The organism is Muribaculum intestinale (assembly GCF_002201515.1).
Taxonomy (GTDB): Bacteria; Bacteroidota; Bacteroidia; order Bacteroidales; family Muribaculaceae; genus Muribaculum; species Muribaculum intestinale.
In genome coordinates, this window is the sequence record NZ_CP021421.1 from 1,097,022 (window position 1) to 1,118,951 (window position 21,930).

Consider the following 21,930-nt stretch of genomic DNA (forward strand, 5'->3'; position numbering starts at 1 on the left):
ACAAAATTAACTAATATTGCCGAATATCGCATGAATTTCCCCCATAAAATAGAGGAACCTCGTGATTTTAAGAGATTTTGTAGCGATTTCAAGGGTATGGCGGCACACCCCGGCTGTAAACTACACTACCCTTTGCGCATGGCACGAGGTATCATAATCGAGGTGTAGATGAGTATGGCTCCTCCGGCGAGGGTGAACGCGAGCCAGTCGCCGGCTCCCGCTCCGGGCCAGAACATGAAGAACGCTCCGGCGCAGAAGAATATCGCCGACCACGATTCGATGCGCATAAGCCTCTTTACTCTTAGAGGCACACTATCGGGCACGCGGCTGAAAAGACGTCCGACAAGACACACGGCGGCTCCGGCGGCATATATCCAGCGGTAGACCGAAAGCCCCATGCCAAGAATAGGCAACAGCACTCCGGCTACGATAAGGAGCAGCCCGGCGGTAACAAGCCATGCCTGCCATCCTGAGGATTTTGTATTATCCATTGTTAATTCTTCTAAGTTCTTCTAAGAAAGTATATGTCTGAGCGTCGGATTAGTCTACGAGATACACATCCTCGTTCTCACGCTGCATATGGTAATTCTCGCGCACGATACGCTCCATTGTCTCCGGATCGGTGTCGAGGGCATGGTTCATACGCCGGTAATAGAGCAACGTATCCTCATTGTCGCGTATCTCCTCGCGCAACTCCTTGATGCGGGTGGTGTATTCCACCGACTTCACAAACGAGTTGTCGTTGAAGAATAGCACTATCACGACAAATGTGATAAGTATCAGAAATGTCACCGACAGATAACGCCGGCACCACGTAAACACTTTTTTCATATGTCCGGTAATTTAGGGCACGCGTACCAGGCGGCGGTTGTGGATATACAGGCCGGGAGCCGACGGACGTACGTCAAGGCGCAGGCCGGTAAGCGTATACCAAGGAGAGTCCACACCCTCGTCGTCGACAACTATATCGCCTATACCCGAGGAGCCGGTGGTGGTGAATACAATCCACTGCGACGGACGGCTCTTCAGTCCGCTGCCGTCGTCGGCAATTACTCGGTAAGCATACACTGTGCCAGGGGCGAGGCCGGTCACCTCAAGCGATGTGGCGCTGCCGGCTTCCTTCGGAGCAATACCGGCGTCGTGGTATGAATATGTCTCGTCGTAGATTACCGATATGTCGTCGAGCACAACCCAGTTGACAGTGCCGGTCATGGTAAATTTCAGGCCGTAGGCATCCTTGCCGAGCACATCCTTGCCGAGAGTCACCATGAGTGCCTCCTTGTCGGTCGACTTGTAGGCGGCGGCTCGCTCGCGGTACACCTCTGTGGCATTACCGTCGCTGTCGATTGTCTCTACGATAAGGGATGCCGTTGTAAGCGAGGAGCTTGAGCTTACGAAGAATCTCACGCTGTCGATCGGGCGCTCCCATGCAGGCACGGTGAGCGAAGTGCCCTCTTTAAGAGTGATGGCCGGAGCGGATGCGCCGTAGCGCTGAGTGTTCCATGTTGCGGTCGACACCCATCCGTCATTATTTACCTGACGTCCGGTGAAATCTTCTGTGAATGTGCGGCCTTCGACACCCTCGCATATTGCGATTTCGACCGTATACGACTTGGCGATAGGCAGATGTTCCCACACAGCGGTGACACCATCGGCTGCGACAGCCTCGGGCTCAAGAGCGTTGACAGTATGCACCGATATGGGCAGATAGCCGGTAGTGACGGCAGTCTCGCAGTAGAAGCAATCGTTGCCAATCATCCACACAAGGCGGCATGTATAGCCTGTGCCCTCGGCAAGGGTAGTGGTGTAGGAGTTGGTGTAGACACGCTCGCTCTGCACCGGATTGCCGTCAGCGTCATATATGTACACGATATAGTACTCGGCATCCTTCACGGGACTCCACGACAGGGTGACGGTGTTGGCCTCGACCACAGGTTCGTTGAGTACCGAGGCATTGGCCTCCACCTGGTTGCCGCCATTTATGTTGAAATACACGTTGCCCCCTTCCGACTCGTAGATACCGTCGATTTCCACTCCGAGCTTGCGTCCGTTCCAGTCTTCTATGGTGTGGCCCATCACATTCATTGTGCCGGGGAAAGAGGCCGCCGAAGTAGAGGTGTGGGTGATATCGCCGCTCGCCTCCACGATGTCAACACGTGGATGAGTGCTATACTGGTTCACACGGTTGATGGCCCAGGCTGTTGCATTGAAATCGATATGCCACATAAGCATGCCATGCCCGGGCAGATAGCTGTCCCAACCAAGCAGCTGTCGGTTTTCGAGCAGGAAGAACTCGTCGGCCGTGGATGTGCGCACGAGTTTCACGTCATTGTATCCCTCCTCGGAAGTAGCCGGCCTCAGCAGCGAGTTGCCGGTTTTTTCGGCAACAATCACCTCGGGTGTGAGCCATCCGAGAGTCCAGCGCTCGTAGGCCGAGTGGAGAGGCGGGGTGCGGGAGTCGTTGCTGTAGCTACCCTGGTCCATTATCGACCACAGGCCGGGAGTATGCTGATGGGTATATTGTACCTCGTAAAGGTCGGGGAGACCCAGCGCATGGGAGAATTCGTGGCAGAATGTGCCGATGCCGGCGATATAGTTGGAGAAACCGCGCAACTCGTTGGAGCATGTATAGTTGCCCAAAGCCACGCCGTCGTGCACTACACGGCCGCCTACCTGAGTAGAATGTGGCCACACGCATGTCTTGTCGCCGGTGTCGGCCTGGCTGAAGCCGGCATAAAAGAGATATACGTTGTCGACAACGCCATCGTTGTCAGTATCATATATGCTAAAATCCACCTGGTCGTCGATAAGGTTGCAGGCATCCCTGATTAGAATCTGAGTGTTCTCCGCGCCTCCGTTACCGGCATAATAGGCCGAAGTCTGGGGCAATTTCACCGGGCCGTAGAGGTCGAGCTCGGGAGCATACTTGCCATTGGAGGATGCCACGAAATAGTCGCGTACCGAGCCTGTGCAGTTATAGTCGGAATACCCCTCTTCGTTGAGCATACGGTAGAATGTGTCGTAGGGGTCCTGAATAGTGAACTCCTTGTCGGCAAACTCTATAAGAACGACCAGCAGTCGTGGCTTGCCGAGCGAGGGTGTGGTAGGATGACATGCCTCGCGGTGATGGTCGATGTCGTCAACCGGAGGTATTATCCCGGTGGCGGGGCCCTCGATGCGGCTTATGCGCTGCACATCCCTTGCCCGGTTCAGCTCGCTGATTCGGGCACCGACCACGGCCTCGCGGTCGATACTCCTGAGCATGGCATTGTCAGCGGCACCGCGCATCTCTACATCGACTGCGCGGCAATCGGTCGACACGATATTGCCGGAGACATCCTTTTTTGCATAATTATAGAATCCCGAGGCATCCTGCATGAGCAGATAGCCATCAGTGGTGGTGACGAAACTGCCATGTTCGTCGCCGTGAAGGCGCACGGTCAGTTCAGTTCCGTCGGGCAGTGTTTTAGTTATAGGATAGGGAGTGGCAGGTACGGCGGCCATATCTATCGCCGACATGGACACAATGCATAGCGCTGAAATACCTTTCACCAGACTTTTTATGGAAATATTCATTGCGGATAATGATTACATACTTATTGTACCGGATGCAAAATTAATGAATTTAAGGGAGTCGGAAAGCCGAGCATATGCAAAAATATGCAAAATGACATAGCTATCATGTTGATTGATATGAATATTAGGGTGGGAAAATGCAAAAATATGTTTTAAAACACAAAAATACGTACTATAGATTTTCCGTACATCTGCGGCATTAATAGTGGAGAGCCGTTAAAAATGGCCGTATCCACTGCCTTTTTTAACAACGTCCCTTTAACCAACAATCAATCATGATGACCAACCATCCACTTTCATCAGGCCTGACAGCGGCAACACATAAAGCGGTTGCCGGCTGCCACAGATATCTCCGCAGCGCGCCATGCACGGAGAGGGCCGGCATATCCTGCGGATTCCATCACCATATCATACACGACGGAACCCACCTGAGCGATGCTCCATACAGAGGGGAGAGTAAAATATTGTATTAAGGTAAAAACGATTGTAAACAGGTAAAATGGCCGGGGAGAACAATCTCCCGGTTCTGCCCCGGCCTTTTTTTGAGAATGTCTCCAACCTGAATGCCAAACCCCGCCTGAGAGCACCCCGCAATGACAACCATCGAAAAACCAGGCAACCTGCTGCACCGGATAAGCCAAGGCGACGAGCGCGCTTTCGATCAGTTTATGGGCCAATGGACATCAAAACTTTACCACTACGCGATGACCATGCTCAGATCAAAGGAGAGCGTAGAGGAGGTGGTCAGCGATGTATTCCTACAGGTATGGAAGTCGCGGGAAAAACTGGCTGAGGTTGAATACATGGGTCAGTGGCTGCGCACAATCACTTACTGCAAGGTTGTGAACAAGCTGCGCTACGAATCGGGAAAGCCGACATTTGTATCGCTCGACGATATAGACACGTTCGTGATTCCTCCCGTCGAGGCTCCCGACGAAAGCATCCTGAGCCACGAACAGCAGGAAGAGGTCAACAAGGCACTGGAGACACTGCCCCCGAAGTGCAAACATGTATTCTTTCTGGCAAAAATCGAAAGGATGCCTTACAAACAGATAGCCACGATGCTCAACATATCACTGTCGACGGTCAACTACCATGTAGGATACGCCATGGAGTACCTTCGCAACCGATTAATCCATAAAACCGACAATGAACAGCAACAATGACATAGAAAATACCCGGAAAGTCTCGGCCCGGAAATGGGACGAACTGCTCGACAGGTACTTCTCAAGCGTGATTCTCCCTAAGGTCGACACCGAGAGGGTGATGACGCTGACGCGCCTGAAGATACTCCATGAGCGCATGTCGCGCTCGCGGAGTATGTGGCGCATGATATCGCTGTGCTCCGTGGCGGCATGCTTCGCAATAGTGGTAGCCATGACGGTGGCTTACAGAGAGGAGAAGGGTGTCGCCGCCTCATCGGTCATCCTTGCCGACGGCACCGCGTCAGACGATACAGGCTTAGATGATTACAACGAGCTGAACGTGCCGGCCGGTCAGCGCATGACACTGATGCTCGCCGACGGCACCAGGCTGATGGCCAACTCGCGCTCGCAAGTGAGATACCCCTCGCGGTTTGACGGCGACACGCGCCGCATATGGGCCTCGGGCGAGGTGTATCTGGAGGTAGCCAAGGATGCCGACCGTCCGTTTGTCATGTCGGGCGACGGGTTCGATGTGACGGTACTCGGCACCACCTTCTGCGTCAGCAGCTACCATCCCGGCAAAGCGAGCATCGTGCTGGTAGAGGGGAGCGTGGCCGTGACCACCGATACCCACGAATGCATACGCATGCGTCCGAGCCAGAAAGTGGATATAGCCGAAGGCTCTGTCGACGGGATATCGGTTGTCGACACCTCATTCTATACCTGCTGGACCAAGGGCGCCATAATGCTCAAGGACCAGACACTCGGCGAGGTGGCCGAGCGGCTAAGCATATATTACGATGTGGATATCGAGACCGACCCGACCCTATACAACCGCCGCCTGTACGGTCACCTCGACCTCAAGGAGGATATCGGCGAGGTGCTGTCGGTACTGTGCTCCACCATATCAATGGATGCCGACAAGGCAAGCGACGACAGCCGCCGTTACCGACTGACTGCCAGATAGGCATACTCCTCAACAATTTACTGAATAAATCAACTATAATAATTAACCAATCAAACTAATAATGAGACATAACTTCCAAAGAGCAATGTGTACAGGCATGCTGTGGCTCTGCGGGGCGATGGTCGCACCCTCCCTCGCAGTGGCGGCCGACTCATCCGCCACACAGGCTCAGGCAGGTACATCCTCTGTGAAGCAGAACAGCAAGTCAGTAAGCGAAGTGCTCAAGTATATCGAGACGCACAGCGACTACATGTTTGTGTATGCCGAAGGCGCCAACCGTCAGCTCGACAAACGCATCAACATCACCCTGTCGGGCAATAATGTCGACGCCATACTCGCCGACATGTGTGCGAAGGCAAAGCTCGATTATCGCATTTTCGGACGCCAGGTGACACTCTTCCCAAAGGGAAAGATGCCAAAAAACCTGGAGGCCACCACCATGGTCAAAGGTACGGTAGTAGATAACTCGGGTGAACCGCTCGTAGGCGCCGCCGTAGTGGTAAAGGGCGCCGGCGAAGGCACAATGACCGACCTTGACGGAAATTTCATGCTCCCTGCAAGTAAAGGACAGCAGTTGGAGATATCTTATGTAGGATTCGCCACAAAGGATGTCACCGTAGGCGACGGCCCGATGGAAATCAGGATGTCGGAATCGACCAACAATCTCGACGAGGTGGTGGTAGTGGGCTACGGCACAATGAAGAAGAAAGACCTCACCGGCGGCCTTACCGTAGTAGGCGAGGAGGCTCTCAAGATGTCGGGCTCGGCCAACCTTATGGACCGCCTCGTGGGTCAGGTGGCCGGCTTCTCGATTACCTCAAGCGAGGCAAAACCGGGCAGCGACCAGAGTCTGCTCATCCGCGGCACCAACTCTCTGTCAGGCGGCAACTCTCCTCTGGTGGTTCTTGACGGTATACCCTATGAAGGCTCAATAGGAGATATCGACCCCAACATCGTAGAGTCCCTTACCGTACTCAAGGACGCCTCGTCGGTAGCCATCTACGGTTCGCGCGGCTCCAACGGTGTAATTCTTATCCAGACTAAAAAAGGCACGAAGAGCAACGCCAAGGTAGTCTACAAAGGCACCTTCGCCGTGGCATCGGAGATGCAGCGCATCGAGACCATGGGTCCCAACGAATACATCCAGTTCAAGCAGGATCTCGGCCGTCTGGGCACCAAGAAACTCACCGGCATCGACCTTGATCCGCTATACGGCCAGGTAATCAGCGCCAGCGAGCGTATCAACTACGCCCAGGGGATTACCCGCGACTGGCAGGACGATGTGTTCCGTACCTCATTTCAGCACAATCACCAGCTCTCCATCTCAGGCGGCACCGACGCTACCTCATACATGGCCGCAGTTTCATACCTCGACCAGCCAGGTGTAGTGGTCAACTCCAACTACGAGCGTATCAACGTATACACTTCAATCCAGCAGGTTCTCAACAAGTGGCTCACCATCGGACTCACCGGCCAGTTTGTCAACCGTGAGACCGGCGGCAACACTCCCAATCTCGAGCACGCTATCAAGCAGGCACCCTACGGTATATTCATGGCTGACGACGGCAACTACTACGACGAGCCGATGGACTACTCCAACCTCCCCCACCCCATGCGCAACGTAAGGGCCGACAGCAAGAATACCAGCCGTAACGTGCTCTACAACGGATTCATCGAAATCGCGCCGGTAAAGGGCCTGACGCTCAAATCGCAGTACGGCTACAACTACCGCGACAACTACACCGGCACATACTATGGGCGCAACACCGCCGATGGACAGAAAGCCGAAGGCAAAGGCTCGGTAAGCACCTCGCGCACCGTCGACTGGACCTGGGAAAACATCGTCAAGTATGACAATACATTCGGCAAGCACCATATCGATCTCACCGCCCTCTACTCCATGCAGGAGAAAAACAACAAGGGCACATCGGGCAGTGCCGAGAGCTTCATCAACGACGACATGAGCTTCTACTCGCTCGGCAACGGAGAGAAGAATATCAAGACCGGCTCAAGTTTCTGGAAAGAAACCATGATGTCGATGATGGGACGTATCAACTACATGTTCGACAGCAAGTATATGGTTACACTCACCGGTCGTAGCGACGGCGCATCTGTATTCGGACGCAACAACAAGTATGCGTTCTTCCCCTCGGCCGCCCTCGCATGGCATATCGGCAATGAATCGTTCCTGCGCGACAACGCCCAGTGGCTCGACATGCTCAAGCTGCGCCTCTCATACGGTGCCAACGGCAACAACGCCATATCCCGCTATACAACACTCGACCGCCTTTATACCGACGCCGGTATAAAATACGTATGGGGCGACGGCTCCTCGGCTGTCAACGCCACCTTCCTCCCCACCTCCGACGGCGTAGGCAACCCCAACCTCAAATGGGAGACAACCTATACCGCCAACATCGGTATCGACTACTCGTTCTTCAACGGACGCATCAACGGCAGCATCGACATTTACCGCTCGCGCACCAAGGACCTGCTGATGAAGCGCACCGTGCCCATCATGAACGGCTACAAGAACATAATGGACAATATCGGCGAGACCGAGAACAAGGGTATAGAGGCCACCCTCAACACCATCAACATCCAGACCCAGGATTTCCAGTGGCGTACCAGCCTCAGCTTCTTCCTTAACCGCGACAAGATTGTAGAGCTGCGCGGTGACGGCAAGGATGACATCAACAACAAATGGTTTATCGGCAAGCCCCTTTCGGTATTCTACGACTTCAATGTAATCGGCATATGGCAGGAGGGTGACGAATTCACCTACACCGACGCCGCAGGCAACACAGTGACCCGCCAGAAAGGCGCACAGCCCGGCGACGCCAAGCTCGAGGATGTCAACGGCGACGGAGTAATCACCGACGATGACAAGAAGGTAATCGGCAGCAAGCGTCCGTCGTTCACACTGTCGATGTCCAACCAGTTCAACTACAAGCAGTTCTACGCTTCATTTATGCTTTACGGCTCGTTTGGCCGATGGATGTCGGACAACATCCCCGATATCTCACAGTACACCTTCAGTACTTCCAATTATATCCACGGCGTGAAGTACTGGACTCCCGAGCATCCCGAAAACACCGACGCCCCGTCGCCAGGCTATGTAAAGACGTTCAGCCACGGTTACTATAAGAAACAGAACTATCTGCAAATCAAGAACATCACCATCGGATACTCGTTCCTCAAGGAGGATGTGAAGAGATTCGGTCTCTCGGGCCTCGACATCAACGTAGGCGTAGACAACCTCCATGTCTTCTCCAACATGCGCCAGTTGCTCAACTACGACAACACCTGGTTTGCCTCCTACCCGATGCAGCGCGCATGGCGCCTCGGACTTACCGTAACATTCTAAACCGAATACCATCATGAACAAGATACTCAAATATACATCAGTCATAGCCCTTGCAATGGCTGCCACAAGCTGCTCAGACTTCCTTGACGAAGAACTCAAGAGCTCGCTCTCTCCGGAAAACACCTTCACAAGCTCATTAGGTTTCGAAGCAGGCAGTGCAGGTCTCTACTCACTTGCCCGCTCGGAGTACAACACCTGGGGCGAGAAGGGAGCATTCATGCACAACGGCGCATGCGCCTATGCCGTGCAGCAGATAGCCACCGACATTGTGTTCCAGAGCGGTGCCAAGGATGGCTCTCTGACCCACTACGCCAACCTGACGATGACACCCTCCACTCTCTTCATCGAATCGTACTGGAACTGGTCGTACTCGCTTATCAACGCGGCCAATGAGATTCTCATCTACGCTAATAAAAACAACAACTGGTCGTACCCGACCGACAAGGCGCTCTATCAGGCCGAGGCCCGCTTCTTCCGCGCCTATGGTTACCGCTCGCTCCAGTATCTCTACGGCGATGCTCCCTGGGTAGAGACCATCCAGCAGCCTTTTGTGCTCAACTTCACCCGCACTCCCCGCGCCGAGCTGCTGTCGCATATGGTCGATGACCTTAAATTTGCCGTCGACAATCTCCCCGTGAATCCCGATGCCGTAAAGCCCGGCAAGCTCACAAAGTGGGCTGCCCTGCATCTGCTCGCAGAAGTATACCTCTGTCAGAAAGATTATGAGAATGCCCGCAAATGCGCCCGGCAGGTAATCGACAGCGGCTACTTCTCGCTGATGAAAGAGCGCTTCGGAGCCGAGAAAGGCAAACCCGGCGACTACTTCCACGACCTCTTTGTCGAGAACAATCAGAACCGCACAAGCGGCAATCAGGAGAGCATATGGGTAATGCAGTTTGAGTACAAGACTGTAGGCGGCGGCACACCATCCGACGACTGGACGCGCCGCGACTGGCTCCCCCAGTACCACCAGCTTGGCTCATTCTTCAAAATCTGCTCGGAATACGGCGGCCGCGGCCTCGCACAGATTGCCCCCTTCAAGTGGTGGATCGGCACCAAGAACACTAACGCCACTCCCGAGGCCGGCAATGTGCCCGACGGCATATTCGAGGATACCGATATCCGCAACTCGGAGTACAACTTCAAGCGCGAATGGATTGCCAACCAGGAATCTACAAAAGGACAGCGCGTACATATCACCGACAAGTACTGGCAGGACGGCTGGCTGTTCCCCGCCCCCACCAAGTTTTTCTTCGCCCACGATGATGACCTGACCCACACCGGCAGCTACCGCGACCGCATGAAGTTCCGCCTGTCGGAGACCTATCTGCTGCTTGCCGAAGCCTATCTCGGCCTCAACGATGCAGATAATGCCGCCAAGGCCGTCAATGTAGTGCGCAACCGCGCCAAGGCATCGTCGGTAAGCGCCTCACAGATGGACATGGACTTCCTGCTCGATGAGCGCATCCGCGAGCTCGTAGGCGAAGAGAGCCGCCGCTTCACACTGGTGCGCACGGGCAAATATGTAGACCGTGTGCGCAAGTACAACGAAGTGCTCCGCAATACCGTCGACGAGCACCACGCCCTCTGGCCGGTGCCCAAGACCATCATTGACGCCAACCGCGACATTGAGTTCCCCCAGAATCCCGGATATTAATCATACATTCAATCGATAAAACATGAAACCCATATATTATATAAAAGCGGCCGTAATGGGTGCAGCCGTGCTCGCGGCAGCCTCTTGCACCTACGACCCGTATGAGACGGACATCGACCCCACAATGGAAACGATGACCCTCAAATGTGAGAATCCGATGGTAGAGATTGACGAGAACAATCTTAACGCACCGGCACTCACATTCACCTGGAGCGGCGCCCGCCATCTGCCCGAGGAGTATGTGCTTACATACAAGGCCGAACTCGACGTGCTCGGCAACAGCTTCGGCTCAAAGACAGTAATCACCTCGGGAGTCGGATTCGACTACACCTACGACGACGCTACCGGCCTATATTCGGCCACATTTACCAACGAGCAGCTCAACAACTGGTACAAGGACCGCTGGGCACTCCCCGCCAACAAGAATTTCACACTGGAATTCCGTGTGATGGCACAATGGAACGGCGGCTCTGAATTTGAGGCACCCGAGGTGCGAAAGGTCAGCGCAGAGATAAAGCCCATACAGGTAATAATATTTGACTGCGACAGGATGATGCTCGGAGGCAATGCCATAGCCGAAAGCACAGATATCAACAAGACTCTCGAAAACGAGAATATCTACGCCTGGAAGGGTGCCCTCACCGCCGGCGAGCTACAGATACCTATAGAATTTGACGGATTGACCTACTACCTGCGCAACACCGACGGCTCGACCAACATAGCCGACGGCACCGCCATGGCCGTGGAAATGACCGAGACCAAGAGTGCATGGAATATCCCTGCCGCCGGCGACTACCGCATCGTAGTCAACATGACCGAAAAGAGTGCCACCATCTACTCGGAGGCCACCGACCTGAAGCCGCTCGTAGTGACATTCCACCCAAGCGGCGACGAGACCAATCCTGAAGTCTCCATTGAGGTGAACGACCTATATGCCTTCGGAGACGGCACCGACTGGGGCGTGAAGACCCTCAACCTGGTGCAGTCGCTCGCCGACCCGCAGGTGTTTATCTTCGACGGCGCCAACAACGCGCTCAAGACCCTCGGAGGCGGCATGAAGTTCTGTATCTCGAAGAGCTTCACCGACGCCAACGGCGGCACCTGGAATCAGAACAACTCATTCTGCTACACCTGTCCGCTGACTGCCGAAGGGAATAAACAGAACGTAAAGGCCGAGCTCAACAAGGTGTTCGACCTCCACTGCGGCGCCGACAAAGAGACCCGCAACTCCTACATGGGAGTCCCCTCGGGCAGCAACTTCATTGTGTTTGACCTGCGTCACAACACATTCCTGGCATCAAAAAGATAACACAACTGTATACCGGCCGGATCAGTCATGACCGACATAATCCGGCCGGTCATCACACAAATCTCTTATGCAAATCAACAGAATGATATCAGCCACAATAGTAGGAGCGGCTCTGACGCTCTGCTCATGCGGAGGCGGAGATGACGCCCAGGCCGCCGACAACTCAGGCCAGGGCGGAGGCAGCATAACAGGCAACACCGAGCTGTCGTTTACAGCCAACACGACCGACCTGCTGCGCAACCCGATGAACGGATGGGTGATGTATGTATCGGGCTCGGCCGACCCCTCATATTTCGACCGCCAGATTTATCTGTCGGAACTCGGCAAGAATGTCTACGTGCGCGACTATGCATCGGCCTGCTATATCCGCACCGGATGGAAATCGCTCAATCCCGCCGACGGAAAGTATGCCTGGGAGGACCCCTCGACCCCAATCTACAAGCTCGTGGCCCGTGCCGAAGAACTCGGTCTGCCGATTGCCTTCCGTGTGGTAGTCGACGGTCGCGACCAGCGAGAGAACACCCCGCAGTTTGTGTTTGACGCCGGCGCAGAGTACTGGCTCGAAAACGACCGGTATCCCGACCGCAAGACTCCGCTGGCAATGGATCCAATCTGGCGCCAGTACTATGAGAAATTCGTGCGCGCATTCGCGCAACGCTTCAACAATGCGGAGACCACAGCATTTATCGACGCCTATGGTCTCGGCAAATGGGGCGAGGGACACAATGTGTGCTACGAACAGGGCAACGCCATCACCGACAAGACAGTTGAGTACAAGGCCAATACAATGGAGTGGATCACACGTCTTTATGCCGACAACTTCACCGAGGTGCCTCTGGTAATCAACTACCACCGCCAGCTTGGCCATCCCGTAAGCTCTGGCAAGAACGCACAACCCGACAGCGAGGCTCTGCTGGCCATAGCTATACGCAACGGATATTGTCTGCGCTCCGACGCCATCGGCATGAACAACGCCGAGTGGGGCTACAACTCATGGGAGAAGGCATTTGCCCGTACCTGGAACTACAAGCTCCCCATACTGATGGAAGGAGGCTGGATTGTGAGTCAGCACAGCTACTGGAACGACGACAAGAAGTATCGCAGAGACCACCCCGAGGATGTGCGTCAGGGCGAATTCGACGACTCGAAGGAGGCACGTGTCAACATGATGGACTTCCGCGTAGGCGACGAGACCGAATCATGGTTCAAGACCAGCTTCAACCTGGTGAAACGATTCATTGCCGAGGGAGGTTACCGTCTGTATCCCGACAAGTTGTCTCTGCCGACGGCAATCAAAGGCGGACAGACAGCTACAATCGGACACCGCTGGCGCAATGTAGGCTGGGGTTATCTGCCCAACAACCTTCAGCAGTGGAACTACAAGTACAAAGTGGCTTTTGCTCTGCTCGACCGCAACGGCGAGCCGGTACAGGTATTCGTCGACAAAGAGTGCGAGCCATCGCATTGGCAGGAGGGTAATCCCTATGACTACCGCTTCAATGTATCGCCATCGGTAAGCGCCGGCGAATACACATGGGGTGTGGCCATCGTCAATACCCGGGACGACAATAAGCCGGGTATAAAACTGGCGCTGTCGAGCAAACCCGCCCAATCGGGCTGGATTGCTCTGTCGAAAGTAAGAGTCGACTGAACACAGGCAATCTATCCATATACCCTACGAAACCGGTCAACCGGTTTCCGAGAATCAGCGCCCGGATTTTTTCGGGCGCTGATTTTGTATCATGGCGGCAATTTCTACAGATTTGCTTTTTTGTCGAAGCGGCTATACTCATTACTCCGAATTGCAGTAAAACAGACGGAAAAACCGCTAAATATCATTAACAATGGTGAATTAACCAAATAAACTATAACGAAAACAGGCCAATTTTACCGCATTTATCACCAAAAAGTGACTTAACTGAGTGAGTAACAAAGTTTTTAGCAAAAAGTTCATCCAACGTGCTGATTTTATTATTATTTTGACTTTGAATTCGTTACAACCGAGGGAAAGGCAGTAACTTTGCATCAGCTTGTTGAAAGTGACCAGGGAATTCGGATAACACAGCTGTAAATGAATGTTTCCACTCTTCATTCTCATATCTGCCTGACGGCTGACGTTCCGCAGTCTCCCTCTACTTCTAATTGTTGACAGTTGGCAACATTTTGTTAGACTACAGAGAATATATACTTGAATTTTGGTTATGAGGGAGTGCGCATCTGTGAAGATGTGCACTTTCATTTTATAGATAAGTCATGATAGACCTTTTGCCTTAGCAGTAAGTCAGATCAGGCAGGTATAAAAAAAAATTACTCGTCGTCACGACGAATAATCTTCTTAACCTTAAATCTAATACCATGAAAAACACGTTGCAAAGGTAATGGATTTTATGTTATACAACATAGTTTTTGGCCATAAAAATACATCTTGTTAACTTAATTTAACCATCGCACCCGTTTTTCAAGCTCTTTTAGCCCCAAATATAGTCTGACAGCAAGGTTCAGCATGTCGACGGCAGTATGAAAATATGCGCTAAAATTCGTATTTTTGTAATTAATTTTATAACACCGTGCCAATCATACGTATTTTACCATAATAACCCAATAACCGAATCATGAAAAAGGACTCTGCCATTTTAGGCGCACTTCTCCTCGCGGGGCTACCGGTTGCCGGCTTCGCTGCCGAGCCTTGGGAAGACCCCGAGGTCAATGAAGTGAACCGCGCGCCTATGCACACCTCTTATTTTGCTTTCGAGTCGGCCAATAAAGCCGATGCCGGAAAAGAGGCATCAAAAAACTTTGTGTCGCTCGACGGAAAGTGGCACTTCAAGTGGGTACGCGACCGCGGCCAGCGACCAATCGACTTCTGGAAAAAAGGATATGACGTAAGCGGCTGGGAGCTTATCGATGTGCCCGGCAACTGGGAACTGCTCGGCTACGGCGACCCGATGTATCTCAATGTCGGCTACCCCTGGCGCGGCAATTTCGACAACAATCCGCCGCTCGTGCCCGACAAGAACAATCATATAGGGTCGTACCGCCGCACGATAAAAGTGCCCGCCGACTGGAAAGGGAAGGATGTGATAGCCCACTTCGGCTCGGCCACCTCCAACATACGCCTGTGGGTCAACGGACGATTTGTAGGCTACGGCGAGGACTCGAAACTTGAGAACGAGTTTGACGTGACCCGCTATCTCATACCCGGCCAGGAGAATGACATCGCCGTGCAGATTGACCGCTGGTGTGACGGCACCTACTTCGAAGACCAGGATTTCTTCAGATTCTCGGGTCTGGCACGTGAGAACTATCTGTATGCCCGCAACAAAAACCGCGTAGAGGACCTGCGCGTGCAGGGCGACCTGACCAACGGCTATACCGACGGACGCCTTACCGTCACAGCTAAAGTGAAAGGCTCGGGCGAACTGACACTCGACCTCATCGACGCTGCCGGCAAGACCGTGGCCTCCGACGTAATCAAAAATGCCAAAGGGAATGTAGTAAAGACATTTGACATAACCGCTCCGCAGAAATGGACTGCCGAGACTCCCAACCTGTACACCCTGCGGGCTACATTCACCAAAGGGAAAGAAACTGAGGTGATACCGGTAAATGTGGGCTTCCGCAGCGTGGAGATAAAGAACGGCCAGCTGCTCGTCAACGGCCAGCCCGTGCTGATAAAGGGCGCCGACCGCCACGAGCTCGACCCCGACGGCGGATATGTGGTGAGCAAGGAGCGCATGCTTCAGGATATCAAGCTGATGAAAGAGCTTAACTTCAACGCAGTGCGCACATGCCACTACCCCGACGACCCCTACTGGTACGACCTCTGCGACCGCTATGGCCTGTATATCACCGCCGAGGCCAATATCGAGAGCCACGGTATGGGATACGGCGACAAGACTCTGGCGAAAGTGCCCGCATGGAAGAAAGCCACAATCGAGCGCAACGACCGCCACGTGGCCCGCAACTTCAACCATCCGAGTATCATCGTGTGGTCGCTCGGCAACGAGGCCGGCTATGGACCCAACTTCGACGCCGCATATGAGTATGTAAAGGCAATGGATCCGTCGCGCCCCGTACAGTACGAGCGCGCCGAAAAGAATGGCAAGAGTGACATCTACTGCCCAATGTACAGCGGCTACAAAGGTGTGGAGCAGTTTGCCAATGACAAGGCCGACATGCGCCCTATGATACAGTGTGAATATGCCCACGCCATGGGTAACTCCGAGGGAGGATTCAAGGAATACTGGGACCTCTTCCGCAAATATCCCAAACTCCAGGGCGGATACATCTGGGACTTCGTAGACCAGTCGATACGCTGGAAGGGTAAGAACGGACAGGAGATATTCGCCTACGGAGGCGACTGGAACGATTACGACCCGTCGGACTGGAACTTCTGCGACAACGGTGTGGTATCGCCCGACCGTGTGCCCAATCCGCACGCATGGGAGGTAAAGCGAGTGCAGCAGCCTATCCTCACCACCCTCTCCGCACCTCACAAGGTAAGCGTATACAATGAGAATTTCTTCCGTCCGCTCGACAATGAGCGCATGACATGGACTCTGCTCCACGATGGCAAAGCGGTGCGAACAGGCAGTATCGACCGCCTCGACGTAGCTCCGCAGGCCACGGTACAGCTCGACATACCTTACGGAGACATCAGCGACAAGGGCGAGTGGCTGCTCAATCTCACCTACCTCACCCGCGAGGGGAAGAATCTTGTTCCTGCCGGACATGTTGTAGCCGAAGAGCAGATTGTACTGCGCCCGTACGACGGTACCAACTGCAAAGTGTGCCCGCATTGCGCCTTGAACGCTCCCGCTCTCACCGTAACCGATGCCAACGGTAAACTCACCTTCACAAGCACATCGCTCAACCTTGTTTTTGACAAAGCCACCGGCTTTATCACCCGCTATGATGTAGACGGCACAGAGATGCTTGTCGAGGGTGCATCAATCAAGCCGAACTTCTGGCGTGCTCCGACCGACAATGACCTTGGCGCAGGCATGCAGAAGAAATTCCGCGCCTGGCTCGCTCCCGAAATGAAACTGACCTCGCTCAACGAAGAGGAGAAAGCGGGCCGTGGGATTGTCACCGCCATGTATGATATGCCCGAGGTACACGCCACAATGACCATCACCTACACACTCAACGGCAAGGGTGAGCTCAACGTGCGCCAGGCAATGAAGATGCTTCCCGACGCGAAAGAGGCCAAGGTGTCCGACATGTTCCGCTACGGAATGGTGATGGATATGCCCAAGAGTTTCGAGAATGTAGAGTTCTATGGCCGCGGTCCTGAGGAGAACTACATCGACCGTCACACTTCGGCCGACCTCGGCATATATGACATCACCGTGACCGACATGCCCTACCGCTATATCCGCCCGCAGGAGACCGGCACACGCAGCGACCTGCGCTGGTATGTCGTGACCAACTCCGCCGGCAACGGTCTTAAAGTGACTGCCGCCGAACCGTTCTCGGCATCGGCTCTCCACTACACAATAGCGACTCTTGACGAGGGCGAGGAGAAGCACAACGCACACTGGGGTGACATCAAGGAGGACAATGTTACACAGCTCTGTGTCGACCTCCGCCAGATGGGCCTCGGATGTGTGGATTCGTGGGGCGCATGGCCTATGGACAAGTACCTCATCCATCCCGCCGACTACACCTTCGACTATACACTGACCCCTGTACACGGATATATCGGCAACCGCTGATAACGTGCTTCCCCGGGCATACACAGCCTACAACCGCAAGGGCGCCGCGACTCAATCGTCGGCGCCCTTGCCATATTATGCAGAAGCGCAAAGGTGGCATGAAGGGATACAATCTGTCGGAAACAGGGGAAGATACCGGCACGAATGCATCTACGGATTGCCCATTAGCTTATTATGGTGTATATTCGCATCAAAAGTCAACACACCAATATCACTATCCAGATATCCGAGCAATGAAATTTGTATCAGCAACCCTATGCAGAATTTTAGCAGTCATAGCCATATTATGGACCTTTCCCGGGGCCTATGGCTCAGACTATGGCCAACTCCCTTTTGACATGCAGGAGGTAAAGGCTCCTTCGATACCGGAGTATACCGTATCGCTCATCGATTTCGGCGCCACCGGCGACGGACACCACCACAATACCGAGGCATTCCAAAGGGCTTTCGAGCATCTGAAGGAGAAGGGCGGAGGGCATCTGAACGTTGAGCCCGGAATATGGCTCACGGGGCCTATTGCCCTGGAGAGCAATACCGACCTTCATCTCGAACATGGCTCCATACTACTGTTCTCCGACAACCGCGACGACTATCCTCTGTTTCGCTGGGATGTGGCCGACAATCCGGCGAGGGAATGTGTGTCGCCAATCAGCGCATTTGACAAGCACGACATATCGATTACCGGCCACGGCACTATCAACGGACGCGGAGAGATATGGCGTCCTGTAAAGAAAATGAAGCTCACCAACAACCAGTGGAAGAAACTGTGTGGCGGAGGCACACTGTCGGACGACGGACACATATGGTATCCGTCGGAGAGCATAAAGGAGTGCACCCATGAAAAAATCGGGGGTGCCGCTCCCGACGACGACCTCGCATGGGAGAGCATGAGAGAATTCCTCCGTCCGGTAATGGTGCTGCCGGTGAGGTGTGAGCGTGTGCTGTTTGAGGACGTGACATTCGAGAACTCTCCGCGATGGAATGTACGTCCGCTGCTCTGCCGCGATGTAACGTAACCATCCGTAATCCGGCGTACGCACAGAATGGCGACGGACTTGATATCGAGTCGTGCAGCAACGTGCATGTGACGGGATGCACATTCGACGTCGGTGACGATGCCATATGCATCAAGTCGGGTAAAGACCGGGCCGGACGCATGCGTGGCGCTCCAACATCAAATGTACTGATAGAAGAGTGCAAGGTATACAGCGGGCATGGCGGATTCGTAATCGGCTCGGAGATGTCGGGAGGCGTCTACAACGTGGCCGTGCGCAACTGTCTGTTTATAGGCACCGACACGGGCATCAAATTCAAGTCGACACGCGGCCGCGGAGGTGCTGTAAGTGGTATACATATCTCCGAGATAAAGATGGTCGGCATAGCCGGCGACGCCATCACGGCCGACCTGTATTATGGCCGTAAGACAGCCGGACAGCATGCGGAGCCCGTCGACGAGTCAACTCCGGTATTCGACGGCATATCGATATCCGGCATATCATGCACAGGCGCGGCAAGAGCCATATGGCTCAACGGACTGCCGGAGATGCCGATACGCAATATATCCATTTCCAACTCGACAATATCGGCGGAAGCCGGAGCGATAATCAACAACGCCGATTCAGTTACGCTCCACAACGTGACCATAAACCACTCGACAGGCTCGCGCCTTACAGTAACCAACACAGCCAACCTTACCGACCGCTGACCCATCGGCACCGACAGCAACAGTCGTGTCAACTCAAAAACGCCATTCAGCAATCTTGCTGAATGGCGTTTTTGAGTTGCAAACCTGACAATCTGAAATTGCAGAATGTGGAAGTATCCGAATAAAGGGGGAATCAGTCGTCGGCACGACGTGCATTCCATACGAGGAGGGTGAGGAGAACTGATATTGCTGCGGCGCCAATCCAGAACCAATTGACGTAGGTGAAGTCGTAGATGTCGGCGCCGGTGACGGCGTCAACGGTCTTGTGGCCTTCAATCAGGATGCCGTTCATCACATCCTGAAGCCCGGCGCCGATGTAGCTGGCGATGCCAACCACACCAAGTGCGGCACCTGCGGCTGTGCGTGGAGCGATATCAACGGCCATCAAGCCTCCGAGGAAACATATGAGCACACCTATGCCAAGGCCGAATAGCACCATGGCAGTGGCGTCGAGCCAAAAATGCCCGCCCGGCACAAGGAGAAAGAGACAAAGAGCCGCGACGTTCATCAGGCCGAACACAAGCGCGGGAACGTTGCGGGAACCGTTGAACATCCTGTCGGAAATCAGGCCGGAGGCCACAGTGCCAACAATGCCGCATACGGAACTAATCGATATAATCAGCGACGCGTCAAGGGTACTGTATCCCTTCTGTGCCTCAAGGTAGAACACACCCCAGGAGTTGACGGCATAGCGCGAGATGTACATGAACGCCGAGGCAAGAGCAAGACACCATATGGCGGGATTGCGCAGCACGGCCTTCTGGGCCCGGTTGAAGTCGGCCGAGTCGGGTTTCTTCACGTCACCGGACACAACCTTGGCCGATGGAGATTCCGGATTGGTAAATCCGAGGCTCTGTGGAGTATCGTGCATGAAAAGCATTATGAGCAAAAAACCACACAGACCAATCACTCCCGCACCGAGCATACCGTAGCGCCAGCCTGCCCAACTTACAAGCATGGCTATGGTTATGAAGGTGATGGCCTCGCCCAGATTGTGGGAGGCCGACCAGAAGCCATAGTAAGTGCCACGGTCCTTTGATGTGTACCAACGGTTGAGCGACACAACTCCTGCAGGAGCGCCCATTGACTGGAACCATCCGTTCATGCCCCAGAGTATGGCGAACACCCAAAACATCTCTGTCATGCCAAGGACAAGGTTGACAACGGCTGTAAGGAGCAGCCCTGTAGCCATAAATCTACGGGCATTGCATCGGTCGGCGAGGAATCCGTTGGCCATCTTACCGACAGCGTATACGAAAAACAGGCATGAGCCGATGATGCCGAGCTGAGTCTCGGTAAACACACCGTCATCAACAATGGGTTTACGCACGATATTCATAGATAGACGGCACACATAATACAGTGCATATCCAATCGTGGCCGACAGAAATGTGGCAATGCGCACTCGGCGGAACCTCTCGCGGTCATTGTTCACCTCGGGCGCCGGCGCCGATATTCGATAAAAACCGGCGACTCGGCTCCACAGCGACTGACCAGAAGAAGAGGACGCAATAGAATCGGTAACTTCCATAGTCTTTAATCGTGGCGACCGATTGACTTAAGGTAACTGATAAGGAGCTCCGGACGATCGGTCTGAATTATCGACGCACCAAGGTCGAGCACCTTTTTATAGCATTCCGCACCATTGTCGTAGGCGTAATCATCGTACATACCTGCGCCATCACCTCCGCAGAGCGAAGGCCAAAGAGTATTGACCCATATTTTAGAATTCTGTTTTTTGATATCAGCCAGACATGAATCAAGCTCAGCTCCGGGAGTCTGCCAGCATACTTCATAGGCAAGAGGCACGGTGCCGCTCTCGATATATTCAGCAAACAAAGCCTGCCCTTTGGTTTTATTTATATCTATGATAGGCATATACATCATCTTCTCGGGATATGCACCCATGATGCTGTCAACATACGCCATAGGCTTCTTACCTTTGATGAGCATCTGATCTGTCACGCCAAGCGAATCGGTAATTTTCATCACGAGATCGTAATACTGAAATCCCTGGTCGATGTTGACCACGATACGATCCTTGCATACCTCGAGAGCTTCGCGAAGTGTAGGCATCCGATGATTGGAGGTGGCCACATTGTGGGCGGTTTTCAGGTAACATGATGCAATGGAGTCGTAGGTGATGTCGGACACCCGGCCCTTGCCTGTTGTGGTACGGTCAATCGTATGGTCGTGACACAGCACGAGCACGCTGTCGGATGTGAGTTTGAGGTCAAGTTCCATAACATCCACCCCCATTCGGATTACCGACTCAATTGCCGCAATGGAATTTTCCGGATAATTGCGCCAGTCACCGCGATGCGACACTACCACAACATAATCGGTAGAGGGGTCGTTGAGAGCCGCAATCACACGCTCTGCCCGGTTGGCATATTCCTTAACAGGTTCATTTGATTTACCGGACGAGCATGCAGCCATGGAGAAGGCCATGAGTCCGGCGAAGATAAAATTGCTAAATTTCATAAT

The 21,930-nt window shown here is 53.7% G+C and carries 15 protein-coding genes; 10 read left to right on the plus strand and 5 right to left on the minus strand.

Features of this window, described 5'->3' with window-relative positions; genetic code table 11:
- Nucleotides 1-125: 125 nt before the first annotated feature.
- The 3 genes from ADH68_RS04480 to ADH68_RS04490 are packed head-to-tail and all read right to left on the minus strand — an operon-like array spanning nt 126 to nt 3,576.
- Nucleotides 126-491, minus strand: a complete 366-nt coding sequence (locus ADH68_RS04480) for a hypothetical protein (RefSeq protein WP_068961861.1) — start codon at nt 489-491, stop codon at nt 126-128.
- Between the two features lie 49 nt (nt 492-540).
- Nucleotides 541-831, minus strand: coding sequence for an FtsB family cell division protein (locus tag ADH68_RS04485; protein WP_068961860.1), 291 nt, complete (start codon nt 829-831; stop codon nt 541-543).
- Between the two features lie 12 nt (nt 832-843).
- Nucleotides 844-3,576, minus strand: a complete 2,733-nt coding sequence (locus ADH68_RS04490) for a M6 family metalloprotease domain-containing protein (RefSeq protein ID WP_068961859.1) — start codon at nt 3,574-3,576, stop codon at nt 844-846.
- 275 nt (nt 3,577-3,851) lie between these two features.
- On the opposite strand from ADH68_RS04490, the gene ADH68_RS13905 reads away from it, so the two are divergent.
- The 10 genes from ADH68_RS13905 to ADH68_RS04535 all read left to right on the plus strand — a co-directional run bounded on the left by ADH68_RS13905 (nt 3,852) and on the right by ADH68_RS04535 (nt 19,443).
- The gene (locus ADH68_RS13905) at nt 3,852-4,049 is read left to right on the plus strand and encodes a hypothetical protein (RefSeq protein WP_133165691.1); all 198 of its coding nucleotides are present in this window, start codon (nt 3,852-3,854) and stop codon (nt 4,047-4,049) included.
- Nucleotides 4,050-4,169: 120 nt separating this feature from the next.
- On the plus strand, nt 4,170-4,742 hold the full coding sequence (locus ADH68_RS04495; RefSeq protein WP_068961858.1) for an RNA polymerase sigma factor: 573 nt from the start codon (nt 4,170-4,172) through the stop codon (nt 4,740-4,742).
- Entirely contained in the window at nt 4,726-5,688 is a 963-nt protein-coding gene (locus ADH68_RS04500; RefSeq protein ID WP_068961857.1) for a FecR family protein, read from the plus strand. The genes ADH68_RS04495 and ADH68_RS04500 overlap by 17 nt, the downstream gene beginning before the upstream one ends.
- 61 nt (nt 5,689-5,749) lie before the next feature.
- Nucleotides 5,750-9,055 carry a SusC/RagA family TonB-linked outer membrane protein gene (locus ADH68_RS04505; protein ID WP_232321409.1) on the plus strand — a complete coding sequence of 1,102 codons (3,306 nt, stop codon included), beginning with the start codon at nt 5,750-5,752 and terminating at the stop codon, nt 9,053-9,055.
- Nucleotides 9,056-9,068: 13 nt separating this feature from the next.
- Complete coding sequence (locus tag ADH68_RS04510; protein WP_068961856.1) at nt 9,069-10,712, plus strand: RagB/SusD family nutrient uptake outer membrane protein; 1,644 nt, start codon at nt 9,069-9,071, stop codon at nt 10,710-10,712.
- A 22-nt stretch (nt 10,713-10,734) separates the two neighbouring features.
- On the plus strand, nt 10,735-12,021 hold the full coding sequence (locus tag ADH68_RS04515; protein WP_068961855.1) for a SusE domain-containing protein: 1,287 nt from the start codon (nt 10,735-10,737) through the stop codon (nt 12,019-12,021).
- A 67-nt stretch (nt 12,022-12,088) separates the two neighbouring features.
- A complete protein-coding gene (locus tag ADH68_RS04520) occupies nt 12,089-13,672 on the plus strand; it encodes a DUF4832 domain-containing protein (RefSeq protein ID WP_088294779.1) in 1,584 nt (527 codons plus the stop codon).
- Between the two features lie 961 nt (nt 13,673-14,633).
- Nucleotides 14,634-17,738, plus strand: a complete 3,105-nt coding sequence (locus ADH68_RS04525) for a glycoside hydrolase family 2 TIM barrel-domain containing protein (protein WP_068961853.1) — start codon at nt 14,634-14,636, stop codon at nt 17,736-17,738.
- 233 nt (nt 17,739-17,971) lie between these two features.
- On the plus strand, nt 17,972-18,754 hold the full coding sequence (locus ADH68_RS04530) for a glycoside hydrolase family 28 protein (protein ID WP_133165721.1): 783 nt from the start codon (nt 17,972-17,974) through the stop codon (nt 18,752-18,754).
- Nucleotides 18,715-19,443, plus strand: a complete 729-nt coding sequence (locus ADH68_RS04535; RefSeq protein WP_084274159.1) for a glycoside hydrolase family 28 protein — start codon at nt 18,715-18,717, stop codon at nt 19,441-19,443. The genes ADH68_RS04530 and ADH68_RS04535 overlap by 40 nt, the downstream gene beginning before the upstream one ends.
- A 133-nt stretch (nt 19,444-19,576) precedes the next feature.
- Here the strand turns inward: ADH68_RS04535 and ADH68_RS04540 are convergent, their stop codons facing one another.
- Nucleotides 19,577-20,974 carry an MFS transporter gene (locus ADH68_RS04540; RefSeq protein WP_068961852.1) on the minus strand — a complete coding sequence of 466 codons (1,398 nt, stop codon included), beginning with the start codon at nt 20,972-20,974 and terminating at the stop codon, nt 19,577-19,579.
- A 5-nt stretch (nt 20,975-20,979) separates the two neighbouring features.
- Complete coding sequence (locus ADH68_RS04545; RefSeq protein WP_084274157.1) at nt 20,980-21,927, minus strand: glycerophosphodiester phosphodiesterase family protein; 948 nt, start codon at nt 21,925-21,927, stop codon at nt 20,980-20,982.
- Nucleotides 21,928-21,930: the final 3 nt, after the last annotated feature.

Excerpts from the sequence above, each read along its gene's own strand:
- ADH68_RS04490 (WP_068961859.1), bottom strand. The coding sequence starts at position 3,576 with ATGAATATTTCCATAAAAAGTCTGGTGAAAGGTATTTCAGCGCTATGC.
- ADH68_RS04535 (WP_084274159.1), top strand. The coding sequence starts at position 18,715 with ATGGAATGTACGTCCGCTGCTCTGCCGCGATGTAACGTAACCATCCGT.
- ADH68_RS04500 (WP_068961857.1), top strand. The coding sequence starts at position 4,726 with ATGAACAGCAACAATGACATAGAAAATACCCGGAAAGTCTCGGCCCGG.
- ADH68_RS04505 (WP_232321409.1), top strand. The coding sequence starts at position 5,750 with ATGAGACATAACTTCCAAAGAGCAATGTGTACAGGCATGCTGTGGCTC.
- ADH68_RS04545 (WP_084274157.1), bottom strand. The coding sequence starts at position 21,927 with ATGAAATTTAGCAATTTTATCTTCGCCGGACTCATGGCCTTCTCCATG.
- ADH68_RS04485 (WP_068961860.1), bottom strand. The coding sequence starts at position 831 with ATGAAAAAAGTGTTTACGTGGTGCCGGCGTTATCTGTCGGTGACATTT.
- ADH68_RS04480 (WP_068961861.1), bottom strand. The coding sequence starts at position 491 with ATGGATAATACAAAATCCTCAGGATGGCAGGCATGGCTTGTTACCGCC.
- ADH68_RS04515 (WP_068961855.1), top strand. The coding sequence starts at position 10,735 with ATGAAACCCATATATTATATAAAAGCGGCCGTAATGGGTGCAGCCGTG.
- ADH68_RS04510 (WP_068961856.1), top strand. The coding sequence starts at position 9,069 with ATGAACAAGATACTCAAATATACATCAGTCATAGCCCTTGCAATGGCT.
- ADH68_RS04520 (WP_088294779.1), top strand. The coding sequence starts at position 12,089 with ATGCAAATCAACAGAATGATATCAGCCACAATAGTAGGAGCGGCTCTG.
- ADH68_RS04530 (WP_133165721.1), top strand. The coding sequence starts at position 17,972 with ATGAAATTTGTATCAGCAACCCTATGCAGAATTTTAGCAGTCATAGCC.
- ADH68_RS13905 (WP_133165691.1), top strand. The coding sequence starts at position 3,852 with ATGATGACCAACCATCCACTTTCATCAGGCCTGACAGCGGCAACACAT.
- ADH68_RS04525 (WP_068961853.1), top strand. The coding sequence starts at position 14,634 with ATGAAAAAGGACTCTGCCATTTTAGGCGCACTTCTCCTCGCGGGGCTA.
- ADH68_RS04540 (WP_068961852.1), bottom strand. The coding sequence starts at position 20,974 with ATGGAAGTTACCGATTCTATTGCGTCCTCTTCTTCTGGTCAGTCGCTG.
- ADH68_RS04495 (WP_068961858.1), top strand. The coding sequence starts at position 4,170 with ATGACAACCATCGAAAAACCAGGCAACCTGCTGCACCGGATAAGCCAA.